This is a genomic window from Kitasatospora sp. NPDC058063 (genome assembly GCF_042885395.1).
Classification (GTDB): domain Bacteria; phylum Actinomycetota; class Actinomycetes; order Streptomycetales; family Streptomycetaceae; genus Kitasatospora; species Kitasatospora lactacystinica.
This window is the reverse complement of record NZ_JBHVSD010000004.1, coordinates 222,009-242,497: the sequence shown is the minus strand read 5'-3', so window position 1 is coordinate 242,497 and position 20,489 is coordinate 222,009. Positions and strand designations below refer to the sequence as shown.

12 protein-coding genes are annotated in these 20,489 nt (G+C 75.7%); all 12 read left to right on the top strand.

Features of this window, described 5'->3' with window-relative positions; all coding sequences use genetic code 11:
• The first annotated feature begins 335 nt into the window (after positions 1-335).
• The 12 genes from ACFVUY_RS09030 to ACFVUY_RS08975 all read left to right on the top strand — a co-directional run bounded on the left by ACFVUY_RS09030 (position 336) and on the right by ACFVUY_RS08975 (position 20,447).
• Positions 336-1,610 (top strand): helix-turn-helix domain-containing protein, encoded by a 1,275-nt coding sequence (locus tag ACFVUY_RS09030; protein ID WP_387728455.1) that lies wholly within the window; start codon positions 336-338, stop codon positions 1,608-1,610.
• A 197-nt stretch (positions 1,611-1,807) separates the two neighbouring features.
• Positions 1,808-2,251 carry a cobalamin B12-binding domain-containing protein gene (locus tag ACFVUY_RS09025; RefSeq protein ID WP_387686452.1) on the top strand — a complete coding sequence of 148 codons (444 nt, stop codon included), beginning with the start codon at positions 1,808-1,810 and terminating at the stop codon, positions 2,249-2,251.
• 11 nt (positions 2,252-2,262) lie between these two features.
• Positions 2,263-3,609: a methylaspartate mutase gene (locus ACFVUY_RS09020; RefSeq protein WP_387728453.1), complete on the top strand. Its 1,347-nt coding sequence runs from the start codon at positions 2,263-2,265 to the stop codon at positions 3,607-3,609.
• Between the two features lie 137 nt (positions 3,610-3,746).
• Positions 3,747-4,739, top strand: a complete 993-nt coding sequence (locus ACFVUY_RS09015) for an asparagine synthetase A (RefSeq protein WP_387728451.1) — start codon at positions 3,747-3,749, stop codon at positions 4,737-4,739.
• Between the two features lie 26 nt (positions 4,740-4,765).
• Positions 4,766-6,010, top strand: a complete 1,245-nt coding sequence (locus ACFVUY_RS09010; protein ID WP_387728752.1) for a glutamate synthase-related protein — start codon at positions 4,766-4,768, stop codon at positions 6,008-6,010.
• A 144-nt stretch (positions 6,011-6,154) separates the two neighbouring features.
• Entirely contained in the window at positions 6,155-10,912 is a 4,758-nt protein-coding gene (locus tag ACFVUY_RS09005; RefSeq protein WP_387728449.1) for an amino acid adenylation domain-containing protein, read from the top strand.
• 32 nt (positions 10,913-10,944) lie between these two features.
• Positions 10,945-15,396 carry an amino acid adenylation domain-containing protein gene (locus ACFVUY_RS09000; protein ID WP_387728447.1) on the top strand — a complete coding sequence of 1,484 codons (4,452 nt, stop codon included), beginning with the start codon at positions 10,945-10,947 and terminating at the stop codon, positions 15,394-15,396.
• Positions 15,397-15,405: 9 nt separating this feature from the next.
• A complete protein-coding gene (locus ACFVUY_RS08995) occupies positions 15,406-17,160 on the top strand; it encodes a non-ribosomal peptide synthetase (protein ID WP_387728445.1) in 1,755 nt (584 codons plus the stop codon).
• On the top strand, positions 17,157-17,936 hold the full coding sequence (locus ACFVUY_RS08990; RefSeq protein WP_387728443.1) for a thioesterase II family protein: 780 nt from the start codon (positions 17,157-17,159) through the stop codon (positions 17,934-17,936). Before ACFVUY_RS08995 ends, ACFVUY_RS08990 begins: the two co-directional genes overlap by 4 nt.
• Positions 17,936-19,120, top strand: a complete 1,185-nt coding sequence (locus ACFVUY_RS08985) for a cytochrome P450 (RefSeq protein WP_380541756.1) — start codon at positions 17,936-17,938, stop codon at positions 19,118-19,120. Before ACFVUY_RS08990 ends, ACFVUY_RS08985 begins: the two co-directional genes overlap by 1 nt.
• 110 nt (positions 19,121-19,230) lie before the next feature.
• Positions 19,231-19,443 (top strand): MbtH family protein, encoded by a 213-nt coding sequence (locus ACFVUY_RS08980; protein WP_189922088.1) that lies wholly within the window; start codon positions 19,231-19,233, stop codon positions 19,441-19,443.
• Between the two features lie 8 nt (positions 19,444-19,451).
• Entirely contained in the window at positions 19,452-20,447 is a 996-nt protein-coding gene (locus ACFVUY_RS08975; protein WP_387686437.1) for a TauD/TfdA family dioxygenase, read from the top strand.
• Positions 20,448-20,489 lie beyond the last annotated feature (42 nt).

Below are 20,489 nucleotides of genomic sequence, written 5' to 3'. Positions count from 1 at the left end.
GCCGCTGCGTGCGCACCGGGAGGGTCGGCGCCGCCCCGCCGCGGCCGCCCCGGCGAGGGGCCCCCGTCCGGCCCCGACGGGCGGCGGGACGGCCTGTGAGGCCCGGGTGAAGGTCGTGGGTGGGGCCGGTGATCGGCCGTTGATCGGGCGTAGACGGCGAGCCAGGAGCATCGGGAACCGGAGGGAACCGGTCGGAGGCCACAGCCTGATCGCCGGGTCCCGTACGGCCGGACCACGGGCCGTGCGGGCGCCCGGAGCTGAGGCCGCCACCGGTCCCGACGCCAGGAGGAGTCCGGACCACGAAGGGCAGACGAGGCATGGACGGCGGGCAGTCGGTGCAAGCGGTGAGAACGGCGGCGGGCTTCGGCGAGCTGCTGCGGCTACGGCGCGAGCGGGTCGGGCTGACCCAGCAGTGCCTGGCCGATCACGCGACCCTGAGCGTGCGGGCGATCCGGGACATGGAGAGCGGCCGGGTGCGCCGGCCCCGCAACGAGACCGTCCGGCTGCTGGCGGACGCGCTGCGGCTGGAGGGCCGGAGCCGGACGGACTTCGAGGAGGCCGCCCGCCGGCACCCGCTCGCGGACGAGCCGGTGGCCGAGCCGGCCGCCCCGCCGGTGGCCCGCGGGGCGATCGTCGGCCGGGACATGGAGGCCGAGGTGCTGGCCGACGCCTTCGCCGTGCACGGGGACCGGCTGGTCTCGCTGGTGGGCCTGGGCGGGGTCGGCAAGACCCGGCTCGCCCTGGAGGTGGCCCGCCGGCTGCACCTGGCCGTCCGCTGGTCGGTGCGCTGGGTGGACTGCGGCGGCGGCCCGCACCCCTGGCGCGCGCCGCTGGACGACCTCGCCCGGGACATCGGAGCGCGGCCCGCCCTGCTGGTGCTGGACGGCGCCGACGGCGGGGTGGACGCCGGGCAGCTGGACGGGCTGTTCCACCGCTGCCCCGGGCTGCGGGTGCTGATCACCGCCCGGGAGGCCCGGCCGCTGCCCGGGGGACAGGTCATCCCGCTCGCGCCGCTGCCCGTCCCGGCCCCCGAACTCGACGCCGAACCGGAGGCGCTGGCACAGGTCGGGGCCGTCCGGCTGCTGCTCTCGCACCTGTGCCGGCTGCGCCCCGGCTACACCCTGGAGCGCTCCGAGGCGCCCGCCGTCGCGGAGCTCTGCCGCCGCCTGGACGGTCTGCCGGGCGCGCTGGAGCGCGCGGCGGGGTGGGCGCTGGTGCAGTCCACCTCCCAGCTGGTGGCCGGGCTGGCGGTCGTCCCGTTCACGCTGGCGGCGCCGCCCGTGGTGTTCGGCGCGCGCGGTGACCTGCGGGACGAGGTGGAGCCGGCGATCCGGCGGCTGACGGAGCGCCAGCGCGCCCTGCTGGAGGTGCTCGTGGACGAGCCGGGGGACTGGTCGGGGGAGGACGCGGTGGTCCGCAGCGGCTGGACGCTGCAGGCCTGCCTGGCCACGGTGCACGAACTGCTGTCGCGCGGGCTGATCCGCAGCGTGCCCGCCCGGGACGGCGTGCGCTTCACGGTGCTCAACCTGTGCCGGCGCCTCGTCCGGGAGGAGCCCGGGATCCGGCTGGGGCCGGCGGGGGACGGACCGCTGCTGGCCGTCGCGGGCTGACCGCCGACCGCCGACGGTCCGGTGCGGGCCGGTGGGGGCCGACCGCGACGCGTCGAACGGCTGCCGATTCTGCCGCTTAATGCCGCAGGAGCTGCCGCTTGCCGGGCCCGATCGTTCCTAGCGTTCTCCGTGGGGCCGGACCGCCGCGGGAACGCGCCGGAACGCCATCGAGGATCTCTACCGATGAGGGCTGAGTCGTGGAGCACGGAAACGCCGAACAGAACGGTCTGGACGTCGTCGTGACGACGACGGCCTCGGATTCGCACACCTGGAACCTGGTCTTCCTCCAGTTCCTGCTGGAGGAGTCGGGCCACCGGGTGACGAATCTGGGCGCGTGCGTCCCGGACGCGCTGCTGATCTCCGAATGCCGCCGGATCGAACCGGACCTGATCGTGATCAGCAGCGTCAACGGGCACGGCTTCCAGGAGGGCCTGCGGGTGATCGAGGCCCTCCGCGCCTGCCCGGAACTGCGGCGCACCCCGACCGTCATCGGCGGCAAGCTCGGCATCGCCGGGGCCGACGACCCCGACCGCGAGCGGACGCTGCTGGCGGCCGGCTTCGACGCGGTCTTCGAGGAGGGCGCCGCGGTGGCCGGGTTCCGCGAGTTCGTCGGCGGACTGCGCTCCGGGGTCCTGCTGTGACGGAACCTGTGGTGACGGAACCTGTGGTGACGGGCTCCGCCGTGACGGGCCCCGCCCGGGCGGGCTTCGGCGCGTTCGTGGCGCAGGCCGCCGAGGCCGGCGCCCTGGTGGTCCAGCCCCGGATGGGCATGGCGCGGGCGGCCGTGATGCGGGAGGGCCTGCTCGCCACCCGGGGGGCGGCCGCCGTCACCGTCGGCACCATCACCCTGGACAGCTACACCCGCACCGGCGACCTCGACGCCGCCCGGCGCGCCCTGGCCGCCGGGGCGGGCCTCAACGGCTACCCGATCGTCACCCATCCGGTCGAGGTCACCCGGGAGGTGCTGCGCGGGGTCGCGGACGCGGGCTTCCCGGTGCAGGTCCGGCACGGCTCGGCCGCGCCGGAGCGGATCGTCGAGGCGCTGCTGGCGGCCGGCCTGGACGCCACCGAGGGCGGACCGGTCTCCTACTGCCTGCCGTACGGCCGCACCCCGCTGCACGAGGCGGTGGCGCGCTGGCGGCGCAGCTGCGAAATCCTCGCCTCCGTCCGGGAGTTCGGCGCCGAGCCGCACCTGGAGACGTTCGGCGGCTGCATGATGGGACAGCTCTGCCCGCCCTCGCTGCTGATCGCCATCAGTGTGCTGGAGGCGCTGTTCTTCCGTCAGAACGGGCTGCGCAGCATCTCGCTCAGCTACGCCCAGCAGGCCAACGCCCGCCAGGACGAGGAGGCGCTGGCCGCGCTCGGCCGGATCGCGGGGGAACTGCTCGCGGACGTCGACCGGCACCTCGTGGTGTACGCGTACATGGGCGTGTACCCGCGCTCGCCCGGCGGCGCGCGGCTGCTGCTGGAGGACGCGGCGCGGCTCGCGGTGCGCGGCGGAGCGGCCCGGCTGATCGTCAAGACCACGGCGGAGGCGCACCGCATTCCCACCGTCGCCGAGAACGTCCGGGCGCTGGAGACCGCTGCCGCGGCCGCCGCGGCGGAGCGGGGCCGGCCACGACCCGCCGCCGCGGCGGACACCGGGATCGAGGCCGAGGCCAGGGCGCTGATCGGCGCGGTGCTCGACCTGGACGCCGACGTCGGCCGGGCCCTGGTGCGGGCGTTCGCGGCCGGCTACCTGGACGTGCCGTACTGCCTGCACCCCGACAACGCCGGGCGGACGGGCAGTTCGCTGGGCCCGGACGGCCGGCTGCACTGGTCCGGTGTCGGCTCGATGCCGATCGCGGGGCTCGTCGAGCGCGGCCGGGCGCCGATCCTCGGCTCGGCCGGGCTGCTGGCCGCCCTCTCCCACGTCCGGCGCGGCTACGACGGCCGGGCCGAGTACGCGGCCGCCTCCGCGGCGGCGTCCGCCGCCCGGGGCCTGCCGGTGGCGCGCTGAGCCGCCCGCCGGGCCGCGATGCCCGGCCCGCCCGCCCGTCGTTCCAGCACCCCCGCCCGCCCGCCGCTCCACCACCGACGACCGCCCGCGCCTTTGACGGCGGGCCACGGACCACCCGAGAGAACAGGACCCCGACCATGCCCGACACCACGCCCCCGCCCCCGGTCGATCCGGGCCGGCACCTGACCGCCCCGACCACCCGCAGCGCCCTGCGGATCCAGCAGCAGCTGCTCGCCGCCGCCCGCGAGTTCCTGCGCGGCCGGGGCTTCACCGAGCTGCTGCCGCCGATCATCGGCCCGGTCACCGACCCCGGTGCGCGCGGTTCCAAGCAGGTGGACATCGACTTCTACGGCCACCGCTACAAGCTGATGACCAGCGCGATCCTGTACAAGCAGGCCTCGCTGCTCGCCTTCGACAAGATCTTCTGCATTGCCCCGAACGTCCGGCTGGAGCCGCTGGAGACCGCCGGGACGAGCCGGCACCTGGCCGAGTTCCACCAGCTGGACGTGGAGGTCGCCGGCGCGAGCCGGGACGACGCCGTCCAGCTGGCCGAGGAGCTGGTGGTGCACATGGTCGACAGCACGGTGCGCGAGCTGCCCAAGGAGTTCGCCGAACTCGGCCGGGACCCGCAGGCCTTCGCCGAGCTGCTGAAGGGCTCCTTCGGCCGCGTCCGGCACGCCGAGGCGGTCGCCGAACTGCGCGGCGTCGGCCACCCGCAGAGCCTGGACGCCGAACTCGACTGGGAGGGCGAGGCACTGCTGTCGGCCCGGCGCGACCGGCCGTTCTTCGTCACCGACTACCCGAAGGGCTCGCGCGGCTTCTACGACCGCGAGCACCCGGAGGACCCGGGCCTGCTGCGGAACTTCGACCTGCTCGCGCCCGAGGGCTACGGCGAGCTGTGCAGCGGCAGCCAGCGCACCAACGACTACGCGGAGATCGTCACCCGGATGCGGGAGACCGGCGAGAACCCGCAGAAGTACCGCTGGTACCTGGACCTGGTGCGCGAGGGCGTGCCGGCCAGCGCGGGCTTCGGCATCGGGGTCGAGCGGCTCACCCGGTACGTCGCCGGGCTGGACGCGGTCTGGCAGGCCAGCGCGTTCCCCAAGGTCGCCGGGGTGGTGTCACCGTGAGGGAGTGCAGCGAGGCGGACGCCGTCGTGCAGGACCTGACCGCGCCCGGCTTTCCGGAGGAGGAGGTCCGGCGGCGGGCCCGCGTCGGGGCGGCCGCGGCGTTCCCGCCCGCCGAGGAGTACGGGCGGGTGCTGTTCGGCGCCGGCCGGCCCGGGGAGCCCGCGCCGAACGACACGCTCGACGCCCTGCGGATCGTCCCGCCGCTGTTCCTGCCGCAGCGGCTCGCCAAGCTGATCGACCTCGGCCGCGAACCCGACTACCGGGACGTCGAACTCGCCACCACCATCGGCGGGTTCGCCTCGGCTCTGCCGGTCTACGTGTCCGCGACCGGCTCCACCCGGGCGGCCGGCGGCGACCTCGGGCTGGCCCTGAGCCGGCAGGCCGGGGCGCTCGGGATCCCGATGGTGATCGGCGAGAACGTGGTGCCGGTCAACGGCTACGGCCGGCTCGGCGAGGCGGCCGACCGCACCCTGCTCGGCCGGCTGCGCGCCTACGGAGAGCAACTCCCGGACGGGCTGGGCGGCGTGGCCGTGCAGCAGAGCACCGAGGACGCCGACGCCGAGGTGTGGAACCTCGTCCACAGCGATCCGGCCGCCCTGCCGCTGCTCGAATCCGGGCGGCTGGCCTTCGAGTTGAAGGTCGGCCAGGGGGCCAAGCCGGGCCTGGGCGGGATGACCGTGCTGGACGCGGAAGCCGCCGCCGCGCTCGGCGACCGCTTCGGGCTGGACCCGCTGTTCGGCGACGGCCGGGTGCTGCGCGCCGCCACCCCGGGCACCTTCACCGCGGAGATCCTGCGCCAGCAGATCCGGCTGATGCGCAACAACTACCCGCGGGTGCGGATCTGGGTGAAGCTCTACCCCGGCCGGGACGTGGCCGAGGCCGCCCGGGTGGCGCACGAGGCCGGAGCGGACGCCGTCGTGGTGGACGGCGCCGAGGGCGGCACCGGCTGGGCGCCGGGGGTGTTCCTGCCGCACGTCGGCCTGCCGCTGGCGGAGTGCCTGCGCCGGCTGGCGGCCGCGCCGCCGCCCTCCCTGCTGGTCTCCGGGCGGATCTGGGAAGGCGCGCGGGCGGTCAAGAGCCTGGCGCTGGGGGCCCGTGCGGTGGGCCTCGGGCGGGCGGCGCTGCTCGCCGTCGCGGAGGACCGGGAATCCGGTCTGCACCGTTTCGCGGAATGCCTGGCGCTGGAACTGAGACTGCTGATCAGTTCGCTCGGGAAATACTCCCCCGAGGCCCTGGACGGGGCGGACGTCTGGTCCCCCGAGAACTCCTGAAACACCCTCGGCCGGTAGCCCTGGCCTGCCTGGAAAGCGGCATGATGAAACTGCCGATTTCCTTCCGCTCATTCTGCCGATAGGGCCGTCGAATTCCCCCTATCGTCGCTTTCGTCGCCGATTTCTCTCACGATCTGGGGTTGGATGATGTCCTCGCGCGGTTTCCCCACCGAATTCACGGCGCCCGGTTTCGCGCCGTTCGCCTCCGCCGTCGCCCGCTTTCCGGAGCGGCCGGCCGTCCGGGCCGGCGGCCGGACGGTCGACTACCGGGAGCTGGACGGCCTGACCGCCGCCCTCGCCGCCCGGCTCGCCCCCGGCCGGACGGTCGCCGTGACCGGCCGCGACCGGCTGGACCACGTGGTCGCGCTGCTCGCGGCGCTGCGGGCCGGCGCCACCTACCTGCCGCTGGACGGGGAGGCCCCCGAGGAGCGCAACCGCTGGATCGCGGAGGACGCCGGGGCCCACCTCGCCCTGGACGGGGAGGAGCTCACCGAGATCGGCGCAGGGCCGGGCGGGAACGCCGGCGCCGGCTACGTCATCTACACCTCCGGCACCACCGGCCGCCCCAAGGGCGTGCACGTGCCGCTCGCCGCCCTGGCCGGCCACCTGGCCGGTGTCGTCGAGACCTTCGGCCTGACCGAACGGGACGTGGTGCTGCAGTTCGCCCGTCCGACCGTGGACGTGGCCGTCGAGCAGGTGCTCGGCGCGCTGTCCGCCGGGGCCTGCCTGGTCCTGCCGGAGCAGCGGCTCCTGGCCCCGGCCGCGCTGCTGGACCTGCTGGACGCCGAGGGCGTCACCGTCGCCAACCTGGCCGCGGGCTACTTCCAGGACGTGGTGGCGGCCCTGGGCGGCCGGGTGCCGCGCACCCTGCGCTTGATGATCTCCGGCAGCGACAAGCTGGAGCCCGCCACCGCCGCCGCCTGGTGGTCGGCGACCGGGGTGCCGCTGCTGAACGCCTACGGCCCGACCGAGACCGTGGTCACCGCCACCACCCACCGGCTCGACGGCACGCCGGAGCAGCCCGCCGCCCGGGTGCCGATCGGCACCGCGGTCGGCGCGCGCCGCCTCCACGTGCTGGACGGGCGGCTGCGGCCGGTGCCGCCGGGCGAGGCGGGCGAACTGTACGTCGGCGGGCCGCTGCTGGCCTCCGGCTACCTCGGCCGTCCCGGCCTCACCGCCGACCGCTTCGTCGCCGACCCGTTCGCGGCGGCCGACGGGGCCCGCGGGGCCCGGATGTACCGCACCGGCGACCTGGTGCGCCGCGCCGCCGAGGACGGCCCGCTGGAGTTCCTCGGCCGCGACGACCACCAGGTGAAGATCCGCGGCTTCCGGGTCGAGCCGGGCGAGATCGAGCAGGTGCTGGCCGGTCACCCCGGCGTCACCGGCTGCGTCGTGGTGGCGCACGAGGGCCGGCTGGCCGCGTACGTCACCGGCGCCGCGCCGGGGTACGCCGAGGCCCGGGCCTGGCTGGCCGAGCGGCTGCCCGAGCACATGGTCCCGGCGACGCTCACCGCGCTGGACGCCTTCCCGCTGACGGCCGGCGGCAAGGTGGACCGCGGGGCGCTGCCCGAGCCGCGGACCGCGCCGCAGGGCAAGCCGGCCGGCCGCCCGCCGCGCACCCCCGCCGAGCAGCTGATCGCGGCGGTCTGGGCGGACGTGCTCGGGGTGCCGGAGGTCGGCGCCGACGACAACTTCTTCCACCTGGGCGGCGATTCGCTGACGGCCGTGCGGGTGGTGGGCCGGGTCTTCGACGTCTTCGGCATGGTGTCGCCGTACACCATCTTCGACGCGCCGACGCTGGCCGAGTTCGCCGCCGCGGTGACCTCCGCGTCCGGCGGCGCGCGCCCGGCCCCGGTCCGCTCCGGTGCCGCCCAGGCCCCGCTGTCCAAGTTCCAGCGCGGGCTGTGGTTCCTCGACCAGTGGAACCCGGACGCGCCGACCTACGTGGTGCCCTGGGTGTTCCGCTTCTCCGGGCCGGTCGACGCCGAGCTGCTGCGGCGGGCGCTGGCCGGGGTGGTCGAGCGGCACGAGAGCCTGCGGACGACCTTCGAGCTCGCCGAGGACGGTCCGCGCCAGGTCGTCCACCCCTTCGTGGAACTGCCGTTCACGCTCACCGAGACCACCGCCGGGCAGGTGGACGCGCTGGTCGCCGAGGCCGCGCTGGAGCCCTTCGACCTGGAGCGGGGGCCGCTGGTGCGGGCCCGGGTCTTCCGGGCCGACGGGGCGACCACGCTGCTGCTGCTCCTGCACCACATCGTCTGGGACGAGGGCTCGCTGGCCGTGCTGGAGGCCGAACTCCAGGAGCTGTACGCCGCCCTGGCCGAGGGTCGGCCGGCCGAGCTGCCGGAGCTCGCCGTCCAGTACGGCGACTACGCCGCCTGGCAGTACCAGGACGACACCGCCGAGCGGCAACTGGAATACTGGCGCGAGCAGTTGCGCGACGCGCCGACCGCCGACGCGCTGGTGCCGGACCGGCCCCGGCCCGAGGAGCAGGCCTTCCGCGGCGCCTTCCACCGCTTCGCCATGCCCGGCCCGGTGGCCGAGGCCGTCCGGGCGCTCGCCCGCAGCGAGGACGCCACCCCGTTCATGGTGCTGCTGGCCGGGCTGGCCCTCACCCTGCACCGCCGCTCCGGGCAGCGCGACCTGGTGCTCGGCTCGCCGGTGAACGTCCGCGGCCGGGCCGAACTCGACGGCCTGATCGGCTACTTCGTCAACCTGCTGCCGCTGCGGCTGAGGCTGGAGGAGGGCGCCTCCTTCCGTGAACTGGTCCGGCACGTGCGCGAGGTGTCGATCGGCGGCTACCGCCACCAGGAGGTGCCCTTCGACGACATCGCGGGCGCCGTGCTCGACGAGCGCCCCGAGGACCGCAACCCGCTCTGCCAGGTGCTGCTGGAGCTGCACCCGCTGGACCCCCGGCCGTTCACGGTGGGCGGGCACGAGGTCACCCGGGCCCTGCACTCCAACCCGGTCTCCCGCTTCGACCTGTCCGTCTCGGTGGACGACCTGGGCACCGGCTTCACCGGCCGCTTCGAGTACGACAGCGACCTCTTCGCCCCGGACACCATGGCCGGCCTGTGCGAGGAGTGGCTGGGCACCCTGGCCGCCGCCGTCGAGGTGCCGGTGCACGCCCTGTTCGAGGCGCGGGCCGCCCGCGACCCGCGGGCCGTCGCCCTGATCTCCGGCGAACGGACCGTCGGCTACGGCGAGTTGAACACCGCCGCGAACCGGCTCGCCCGGCACCTGACGGGCCTCGGCATCGGGCGCGGCGACACCGTCGCGGTGCTGGCCGAGCGCGGGCCGGAGCTGGTCGTCGCCCTGCTGGCGGCCCTCAAGGCCGGCGCCGCCTACACCCTGCTCGACCCGGCCTTCCCGGCCGAGCGGCTGGCCGGCGCGGTCGCCGACACCGGCGCCGCCACGGTGGTCACCCACCGGCGCGCCACCGTGCCCTTCCCGGTCGGGCGGCAGGTGGACCTGGACGCCTCGGCCGCCGAACTCGCCCGGTACGCGGGGCACGACCTCGGCCTGCCGGTCGGGGGCGCCGACCTCGCCTGCGTGATGTTCACCTCCGGCTCCACCGGCCGCCCCAAGGGCGTCGCCGTCCCGCACCGCGCGCTCACCACCACCTACCTCGGCCAGGACTACGCCCGCTTCGGCCCCGAGGAGGTCTGGCTGCAGTGCTCGCCGGTCTCCTGGGACGCCTTCGCCCTGGAGCTGTACGGCGCGCTCTGCTTCGGCGGTGCCTGCGTCCTCCAGCCCGGCCAGCGCCCGGACCCGCAGACCATCGCCGAGCTGACCCGCCGCCACGGCGTCACCCAGCTCCAGCTCTCCGCCAGCCTGTTCAACTTCCTGCTGGAGGAGTTCCCGGAGACCTACGACGGCCTCAAGCTCGCCTTCACCGCCGGCGAGCGGGCCTCCGTCACCCACGTGGCCAAGGCCCTGGAGGCCTACCCGGGCCTGGCGGTGGCCAACGGCTACGGCCCGGTGGAGAGCCTCGGCCTGACCACCTGCCACCGGGTCGGCCCCGCCGACACCGCCGGTGCCTCCGTCCCGATCGGCGTCCCGCTGAACGGCAAGGGCGTCCTCGTCCTGGACGAGCGGCTGCGCCCCGTCGAGCCCGGCACGACCGGCGAACTGTACGCCACCGGCGGCGGTCTCGCCCACGGCTACCTCGGCCGGCCCGGCCTCACCGCCGAACGCTTCGTCGCCTCCCCGTACGGCGCCCCCGGCGAGCGCCTCTACCGCACCGGGGACCTCGGCCACCTCGACGCCGAGGGCCTGCTGGAGGTCACCGGCCGGATCGACGACCAGGTGAAGATCCGCGGCTTCCGGGTCGAGCCCGGCGAGATCGAGGACGCGCTCACCCGCCACCCGGCCGTCCGGGAGGCCGCCGTCGCCGTCCACGAGCCCGCCCCGGGCGACCGCAGGCTCGCCGCCTACGTGACCGTCGCCGCCGGCGCCCCCGCCCCGGACGCGCTGCTCGACCACCTGGCCGCCCTGCTGCCCGAGCACATGGTGCCCGCGACCCTCGACGTCCTGGACGCCCTGCCGCTCAACCACAACGGCAAGGTGGACCGCAGGGCGCTGCCCGCCCCGGCCGGCCGCCGGGCCGCCGACGCGGCCGGGGCCACCGACGCAACGGGGGCCGCCGACGGCTCCGACGCCACCGGGGCCGCCGATCCGCTGACCGTGGCCGAACGCCTGGTCGCCGAGGCGATGCGCGAGGTGCTCGACCTCGCCGAGGTCGGCCGCGAGGACAACTTCTTCCGGATCGGCGGCAACTCGCTGGCCGCCGTCCGGGTCGCGATGCGGCTGTCCCGGGAGACCGGCAGCCGCGTCCCCCCGCAACTGGTGTTCCGGGCCCGGACCGTGAGCGCCATCGCCGAACGGCTGGCCGCCCGATGACGGGCCGCACCGCACACGAAGGGAACGAGGCCGTGAGCCCGTCCGACCGCCCGGCGCGCACCGCGCCCGTCTCGGGGCTGCAGCGCGGCCTCTGGTTCCTCGACCGCCTCGACCCGAAGGCCGTCACCTACTGCACCCCCTGGACCCTCGACGTCACCGGCCCGCTCGACCTCGCCCTGCTCCAGCGCGCGCTGGACGCCGTCACGGCCCGGCACGAGACGCTGCGCACCACCTTCGCGCTGCACCCCGACGGCCCCCGCCAGCAGGTGCACCACCGCCTCGCCGTGCCGCTCGCGGTGACCGACCTGCGCGCGCTGGGCGGCCCCGGGCAGGAGGAGCGCCTGGAGGACCTGCTCGCCGCCCGCTGCGCCGAGCCCTTCGACCTGGCCGCCGGCCCGCTGCTGCGCGCCGAGGCCTTCCGGCTCGCCGACGAGCGCACCACGGTGCTGTTCACCGTCCACCACATCGTCTGGGACGGCTGGTCCGCCGAGGTGTTCGAGCGCGAGCTCGCCGAGCTGTACGGCGCGGCGGTGCGGGGCGGGCAGGCCCGGCTGCCGGAGCTGACCGTGCAGTACGCCGACTGCGCCGAGGAGGAGCTCGGCACCTCCTACGAGGAGCACCTGACCTACTGGAAGCAGCAGTTGGACGGCGCCCCCGCCCTGCTGGAGCTGCCCACCGACCGGCCCCGGCCCGCCGAGCGCGGAGCGGCCGGCCGGACCGAGGAGTTCGGCCTCGCCCCCGGGACGGCGGCGCGGGTCCGCGCGCTGGCCGAGGCGGAGGGCGTCACCCCGTTCACCGTCCAGCTGGCCGCCTTCGCCCTGCTGCTGAACCGCTGGACCGGCGCCGACGACCTGGTGGTCGGCACCCCCGTCACCACCCGGGACCGCCCCGAACTGGAGCACCTGCTCGGCTACTTCGTGAACCTGCTGCCGCTGCGCCTGCGGCTCGCGCCGGCGCTGGGCTTCCGGGACCTGCTGGAGCACGTCCAGGACGTCGCCTTCGAGGCGTACGGCTACCTCGACCTGCCCTTCGACCAGATCGTCGACCGGCTCGGCGCCGCCCGCAGCGCCCAGCACCCGCCGCTGGTCCAGGTGGTGTTCGGCGCCCACGGCGAGGACCGCAGCCCGCTGGCGCTCGGCCCGGCGGCCACCGCCCGCAGCCGGGTGCGCTCCAACGGCACCAGCAAGTTCGACCTCACCTGGTCCGTGTTCGACGGCGGGGACGCCGGGGGCGAGCTGCGCGGCGAGGCCGAGTACCGCAGCGAGCTGTTCGACCCGCAGACCGTCCGCCGGCTGGCCGCCGAGTACGACGCCCTGCTCACCGCGGCCCTGGACGACCCCGACGCCACCGTGCTGCGGCTGACCACCCGCCCCGTGGACGCGGCCGCCGCCACCGACACCCCCGGCCACTGCCTGCACCAGCTGTTCGAGCGGGCCGCCGACGCCCACCCCGACCGGCCCGCCGTCAGCGACCCCGACCGCACCCTGAGCTACGCCGAACTGGACCGCCGGGCCAACCGCCTCGCGCACGCCCTGCGCGCCCGCGGCGCCGGCCCCGGCGACCGGATCGGCATGCTGCTGGAGCGCACCGCCGACGTCCTGGTCACCGTCCTCGGCGTGCTCAAGACCGGCGCCGCCTACGTGCCCGTCGACCTGGCCGCCCCCGCCGACCGCGCCGCCCTGGTCTTCGGCGACACCGGCGTCGCCCTGGTCGTCACCGACCGCCCGGACCTGGTGCCCGACGGCCCCTGGCAGGCCTACGACCTGAGCGCCGGGGCAGCCGACCTGGCCGCCCGGCCGGACACCCGCCCGCCGGCCGCCGGCCGCCCCGGTGACGTCGCCTACGTCATCTTCACCTCCGGCTCCACCGGCCGCCCCAAGGGCGTCGCCGTCGCCCACGAGCACGTCAGCCGGCTGATGGCGGACGGCGAGCGGCACTTCGGCTTCGGCCCGCGGGAGACCTGGACGCTCTTCCACAGCTACGCCTTCGACTGGACGGTGTGGGAGATGTGGGGCGCCCTGCTGCACGGCGCCCGCCTGGTCGTCGTCCCGTACGTGACCAGCCGCTCGCCCGAGGAGTTCGCCCAGCTGCTGGAGGAGGAGGGCGTCACCCGCCTCTGCCTCACCCCCTCGGCGCTGCGCCAGCTGGAGCCGGTGCTGCGCCGCAGCCCGCGCGCCCTGCCCGCGCTGAAGTGGATCATGCTCGGCGGGGAGGCGCTGGACCCGGCCGTCGTCCAGCGCTGGTTCGAACTCGACCCGCCGCCCCCGGCCCGGCTCTGCAACCTGTACGGCATCACCGAGACCACCGTCCACGTCACCACCCACGACCTGGCCGGCAGCGCGGGCTTCGAACGCAGCCTGATCGGCACGCCCATGCCGCACCTGAGCGCCCAGGTCCTCGACGACTGGCTGCGGCCGGTGCCGCCCGGCGCGGCCGGCGAGCTGTACATCGGCGGCGGCAGCCTCGCCCACGGCTACTGGGGCCGCCCCGGCCTCACCGCCGGGCGCTTCGTCGCCGACCCCTACGGCCCGCCCGGGGCCCGGCTCTACCGCACCGGCGACGTCGCCCGGCGGCTGCCCGACGGCGGACTGGAGTACATCGGGCGCGCCGACTTCCAGGTCAAACTGCGCGGCTTCCGGATCGAGCTCGGCGAGATCGAGAACGCGCTCGCCGCCCACCCGGACGTCGACGCCTGCGTCGTCACCGTGCACGAGGACCGCCTCGCCGCGTACGTCACCGGACGCGAGCCCGCCGACGTCCGCGCCTTCCTCGGCCGCTCGCTGCCCCCGTACATGGTCCCGGCGACCTTCACCGTGCTCGAGTCGCTGCCGCTCACCGTCAACGGCAAGGTGGACCGCGCCGCCCTGCCCGCCCCCGGGCAGCGCAGCGCCGCCGCCGCGGGCCGCCACGTCGAGCCGCGCACCCCGGAGGAGGAGGCCTTCGCCGCCGTCTGGACGGAGGTCCTCGGGGTGGACGGCATCGGCGTCCACGACGACTTCTTCCACCTCGGCGGCGACTCCATCCGGGCCGTCCAGCTGGCCGGCGCGCTGCACGAGCGCGGCTGGGGGCTGAGCCTGCGCGACGTCTTCAACGCCCCCACCGTCGCCGCCCTGCTGCCGCTGGCGAAGCCCGTCACCGAGGACCCGGACGCCCACGAGCCGTTCGCCCTGATCACCCCGGAGGACCGCGCCGACCTGCCGCCCGGCGTCGTCGACGCCTACCCGATGGTGTCCATGCAGCTCTCCATGGTCTTCCACATGGAGATCGCCGGCGGCACCGACAGCTACCACAACGTCAACTCCTACCGGATCTCCGGCGACCTCGACGAACAGGCCTTCCGCCGCTCCGTCGCCGAGGCCCTGGACCGCCACGCCGTGCTGCGCACCGGCCTGGACCTGTCCGGCTACGGCGAACCGCTGCAGCTCGTCCACGGCCGGCTGCCCGCCCCCGTCGACTTCGCCGACCTGCGCGGCGCGGCCGAAGCGGACCAGGACACCGCGATCCGCGAGGTGTTCGACACCCACCGGTGGACGCCCTTCGACCTCACCGCCCCGCCGCTGTTCCGGATCACCGTGCAGCGCCTGGCCGAGGACGCCTTCCAGCTCACCGTCTCCGAGCACCACGCGATCCTCGACGGCTGGAGCTTCACCTCGCTGCTCACCGAGATCCTGGAACGCCACGGCGCCCTCGCCGCCGATCCGCTCGGCGCGCCCACCCCGCCGCCGCGCACCGCCTTCCGCGACTTCGTGGCCGTCGAACGGCAGGCCGCCGGGGACGAGCGCTCGCTCGGCTACTGGCGCGAGCGGCTGTCCGGCGTCAGCGGCCAGCTGTTCCCCGGCAGCGAGTCCGTGCACGAGGCGCCGCGCACCGTCGAACGGGTGCTGCCCGAGGCGCCCGACCAGCTGCGGACCGTCGCCGACGCGCTCGGCGTGCCGGTCAAGTCGGTCGCGCTCGCCGCCCACCTGCACGCCCTCGCCGCCGTCACCGGGAAGCCGCGCGTCACCACCGGGCTGGCCGTCAACGGCCGGCTGGAACGCCTGGGCGGCACCGAGGTGTACGGGCTGTTCCTCAACACCGTCCCGCTGAGCTGCGAGCCCACCGGCGACCTGCTCGCCCTGGTCCGCGAGGTCCACCGGGAGGAGCTGGACATGATGCCGCACCGCCGGGTGCCCTTCGCCCGGCTCGCCCGGCTGATGACCGACACCGCGCTGGACAGCCAGTTCGGCTACCTGCGCTTCCACGCCCTCGGCCGGCTCAGCTCGGCCCGCATCGTGGACGGCCGGATCGGCACCGAGCCGACCCTGCGCCACGAACCCAACAGCTTCGCCTTCGGCGCCTCGGTGATCCAGGACCCGGTCACCCAGCGGGTGCTGCTCGCGGTGGACCACCAGCGCTCGCTGGTCACCGACAGCACCGCCGAGCAGTTCATCGACACCTACGCCACCGCCCTGCACACCATGGCCGCCGCCGCCCGAGACCTCTGAGGACCCGTCATGACCGATCTGCTGGACCGCCTGCGCGCCACCGTCGCCGCCCACCCCGGGCGCACCGCCGTGCTGGCCGGCGCCGACCGCCTGGACTTCGCCGAACTCGACCGCCGCACCGCCGCCCTGGCCCGCGCCCTGCGCGCCCTCGGCGTCGGCCGCGGCGACCGGGTCGGCGTCCACCTCGGCCGCACCGCCGACCTGCCGGTCGCCCTGCTCGCCGTCTGGCGGGCCGGCGCCGCCTACGTCCCGCTCGACCCGGCCTACCCCGCCGAGCGGCTCGCCTTCATGGCCACCGACGCCGGGCTCGCCGCCCTGATCAGCGCCGACGGCCTCCCGGCCGCCGAGGGCGTGCCGGTGCTGCGCCCGGACGCCGCCGCCGACGGGCCCGACCTGCCCGCCGGGGCGCACCCGCTCGACCCGGCCTACGTCATCCACACCTCCGGCTCCACCGGCCGCCCCAAGGGCGTCGAGGTGCCGCGCGGCGCCGTCGCCGCCCTGGTCGAGGCCCTGGAGGCCACCGGCGCCTACCGCGCCGAGCCCGGCGTGGTCGGCTGGAACGCCAGCGTCTCCTTCGACGCCTCCGTCCAGCAGTGGGCCCGGATCTGCCGCGGCGACACCGTCCTGGTCATCGGCGAGGAGCACCGCGCCGACCCGGCCCGGGTCGCCGCCCTGCTGGCCGAGCACGCCGTCACCGACCTCGACCTGACCCCCTCGCACTGGGAGCTGCTGCGCGAGCCGCTCGCCGGCGCCCGGGTGCCGCGGCTGTTCATGGGCGGCGAGCCCGTCCCCGAGCGCACCTGGCGGGAGCTGGCCGACGGCGGCATCGACGCGCTCAACCTGTACGGGCCCACCGAGTGCACCGTCGACGCCGTCACCGCGCCGATCAGCGGCCCCGGGCCGCACCTGGGCGAACCGCTGCCCGGGGTGCGCCTGCACCTGCTGGACGAGAAGCTCGCCGCCGTCCCCGACGGCGTCGCCGGCGAGCTGTACCTGGCCGGGCCCGGACTCGCCCACGGCTACGTCGGCCGGCCCGCGCTGACCGCCGAGCGCTTCGTCGCCGACCCGTCCGGCGGGCCGGGAGCCCGGATGTACCGCACCGGCGACCAGGCCCGGCGCGGCGAGGGCGGCCGGCTGGAGTACGTCGGCCGGGTGGACCGCCAGGTCAAGCTGCGCGGCTACCGGATCGAGCTCGGCGAGGTCGAGCACGCCCTGGCCCGGCTGACGGGCGTCCAGGCCGCCGCCGTCACCGTCCACGAACCCGCCCCCGGCGACCGGCGCCTGGCCGGCTACGTCACCGGCGCCGTCACCGCCGCCGAGCTGACCGAGCGGCTGCGGGCCACCGTGCCCGCCCACCTGGTGCCCTCGGTGATCACCGTGCTGGACGCCCTGCCGCTCACCCCCAACGGCAAGGTCGACCTGGCGGCGCTGCCCGTCCCCGCCGCCCCGGCCGCCCCCGCACAGGAGGCGACGGCCGGCACCGGCGGACTGGCGGAGCAGGTCGCCGAGGTCTGGAGCACCGTGCTCGGCGTCACCGGCGTCCGGCCCACCGACGACTTCTTCTCGCTCGGCGGCCACTCGATCGCCGCGCTGCGGGTCGTCCACCTGCTGCGCCGCCGGCTCGGCATCGAACTCCAGCTGCGCCACCTGCTCGACTCCGCCGACCTGGCCGCCTTCACCGCCACCGTCGGGCAGGCCGCCGCGGCCGGCACCGCCGCCCCCCGGCCCGCCCTGACCGCCCGCGCCCGGGCGGCCGGCGCATGACCACCGCGCTGCGGGTGCGGCCCCGCGTCGAGGGGGACTGGCTGTTCGTCCCCGCGCCCCAGCCGCACCGCCCCTACCGGCTGTTCTGCTTCCCGCACGCCGGGGGCGACGCCACCGCCTACACCCCGCTCGCCCGCGCCCTCGCCCCGGCCGCCGAGGTTTGGGCGCTGCGCCCGCCGGCCCGCGGCGGCCGGCTCGGCCACCCGATGCCCGCGAGCTTCGACCTGCTGGTCGACGCCGTCCTGGAGGCCCTCACCCCGCACCTGACCGGCCGGTTCGGCTTCTACGGGCAGAGCTTCGGCGCGCTGCTCGGCTACGAGGTCGCCCGGGCGCTGCCCGCCGAGCGGCGCCCCGAGCTGGTCGTCGCCGCCGCCGCCTCGCCGCCCGCCGCCTGGGCCGGGGCGGACCGCCCCCGGTACACCGCCGACGAGCTGCTGCGGCTGGCCGGGATGGGCGAACTCGTCGAGGGCGACGCCGACCTGAAGGAGAACGCGCTGCGCGGCATCCGCACCGACCTGGCCGTGGTCGACACCTACCGGCCCCGGCCCCACCCGCCGATCGGCTCCGCCCTGCACACCGTCGTCGGCGTCGAGGACCCCCTCCTCGCCGTGGGCGGCCTCGAAGGCTGGGCCGCCCACACCCGCGGCGGCTCCGGCCACCACGTCGTCCCCGGCGGCCACCTGCTCGCCACCGTCGACGGGCCCGGCCCGGTCGACCTGCTCTCCTCCCTCATCGCGCGGCCCGGCGCCGCCCACCAGTCCACGACGGAGCACTGATGCCAACCACCACCGCGGTCGACCTCACCGATCCCGACCTGTGGGCCCGCCCCGACACCCCCGCGCTGGTCGCGGAGCTGCGCCGGGAGTCCGCCGTCCACCGCACCGACACCGTCGACGACGGGCAGGTCTGGTCGGTGCTCTCCTACCGGCACTCCGCCGAGGTGCTGCGCAACGCCGCCCTCTACAGCTCCGAACAGGGCTCGCTGCTCGGCGCCGGCGAGGGCAACGTCCCGGTCGGCTCCGGCCGGATGATGGCCCTCACCGACCCGCCCCGGCACCGCGAACTGCGCGCCCCCGCCAACCCGTTCTTCGCCCCCGGCCCGGTGCGCGGCGCCGCCCGCGGCATCACCGACCTCGCCGCCTCGATCGTCGAGAAGGCCGTCGAACTGGGCGAGGTCGACCTCGTCGACGCCGTCTCCGCCCTTCCGCTGTCCGTCATGTGCGACCTCCTGGACGTCCCCGAGCAGGACCGCGAGATGGTCGAACGGGTCTGCGACGTCGCGTTCCTCGGCAACACCCCCGAGGAGCGCCGGGCCGGCCACCAGCAGCTCATCCCCTACCTGCTGCACCAGGTGATGCTGCGCCGGACGAACCCGAAGGACGACCTGATCAGCAAGATGGCGACCTACCGGGTCGGCGGCAAGCTGCTGCCGGTCGAGGACGTCGTGCTCAACCTGGACAACATCGTGGTCGGCGGCGTCCAGACGGTCCGTCACACCGCGGCCATGGGCCTGCACACCCTCACCCGGAACCCGGAACTGTGGCGGAAGCTGCAGCGCGGCGAGGTCGGCATGGACTCGGCCCTGGACGAACTCCTGCGCTGGACCTCGGTCGGGCTGCACACCCTGCGCACCGCGAGCCGGGACACCGAACTCGACGGCCACGCCATCCGGCGCGGCGACCGGGTCGCCGTCTGGGTGTGGTCCGCCAACCGGGACCCGGAGGCCTTCGACCGGCCCGAGGAGATCCTGCTCGACCGCAGCCCCAACAAGCACCTCGCCCTCGGCCTCGGCGCCCACTACTGCATCGGCGCACCGCTGGCCAAGGCCGAACTCGGCGCCCTGTTCACGGCGATGCTGGAACGCGTCGCCGTCATCGAGCCGACCGGCCCGGTCACCCACAACCGCTCGATCATCAACTTCGGCCTGGACCGCTTCCCGGTCCGCCTCCTCCCGCGCTGACCGTCCGACGGCGGCAGCCACCCGCACCGAACTGCCGCGTACCTGCCTCGCCTCCTGCCGTTGCGGGCCCCGGGCCGCCCGTACCTTCGAATCAACCCAAGGAGGACACCATGAGCAACCCGTTCGAGGACGACAACGCCGGCTACCTGGTCCTGGCCAACGACGAGAACCAGCACTCCCTCTGGCCCGTCTGGATCGACGTGCCCGCCGGCTGGACCACCGTCCACGGCGAGGACACCCGCCAGGGCTGCCTCGACTACATCGAGGCCAACTGGACCGACATCAGGCCGGCCAGCCTGGTCGCCTCCCTCGCCCACCAGTGAGCGCCGCCATGCCGACCTGGGAACTGAACCCCGGCCGCCCGGCCCTCGCCCACGCCCCGCGCACCGCCGACCTCGGCGAGGCCTGCGACTGGCTGCGGGAGAACGAGACCGAGCTCACCGACGCCCTGCACCGCCACGGCACGATCTTCCTGCGCGGCCTGCCGGTCGCGAGCACCGAGGACGTCGCGGCCGTGCGCGACGTGCTCATCCCCGAGCGCACCCCCTACCGCGAGAAGGCCACCCCGCGCAGCGACTACGGCAACGGGGTCTTCTCCTCGACCGACCTGCCGCCGGCCCAGCCGATCCGGATGCACAACGAGAACAGCTACACCCTCACGTTCCCCGGCCGGCTGCTCTTCGCCTGCCTGATCGCCCCCGAGGAGGGCGGGGCCACCCCGACCGCCGACTGCCGCAAGGTGCTCGAGCACCTGCCGGCACACCTGGTCGAGCGGGGGCGGACCTCCGGCTGGACGCTCACCCGCGCCTACTCGGACTACGTCTCCCTCGGCTGGCGCACCGCCTTCGCCACCGAGGACCCCGCCGAGGTCGAGGCCTACTGCCGGGAGAACGGCATCACCTGCGAGTGGCGCCCGGACGGCAACCTGCGCACCAGTCAGCTGCGCCCCGCCACCATCCACCACCCGCGCACGGGTGAGGAGGTCTGGTTCAACCACCTCGCGTTCTGGAACGAGTGGTCGCTCGACCCGGACATCCGCGAGGCGATGACCGAGGAGTTCGGCCCGGACGGCCTGCCGTTCAACACCGGATTCGGTGACGCCGAACCGCTCGGAAGCGCCGACGTCGACGCCCTCAACGAGGCGTACCACGCCGCGACCGTTCGCGAGCGGTGGCAGGTCGGCGACGTGATGCTGGTCGACAACGTGCTCTGCGCACACGGCCGGGACCCGTACCGCGGCGACCGCAGGATCGCCGTCTCGATGGGACAGCCGGTCGACGTCCTGGACTGCCGGCCCAGCGTCCGCCCGGACCTGGCCGCCGTCTGACCGCCGACCGACCGTCCCCATCCCGAACACCCCGTGCCGTGC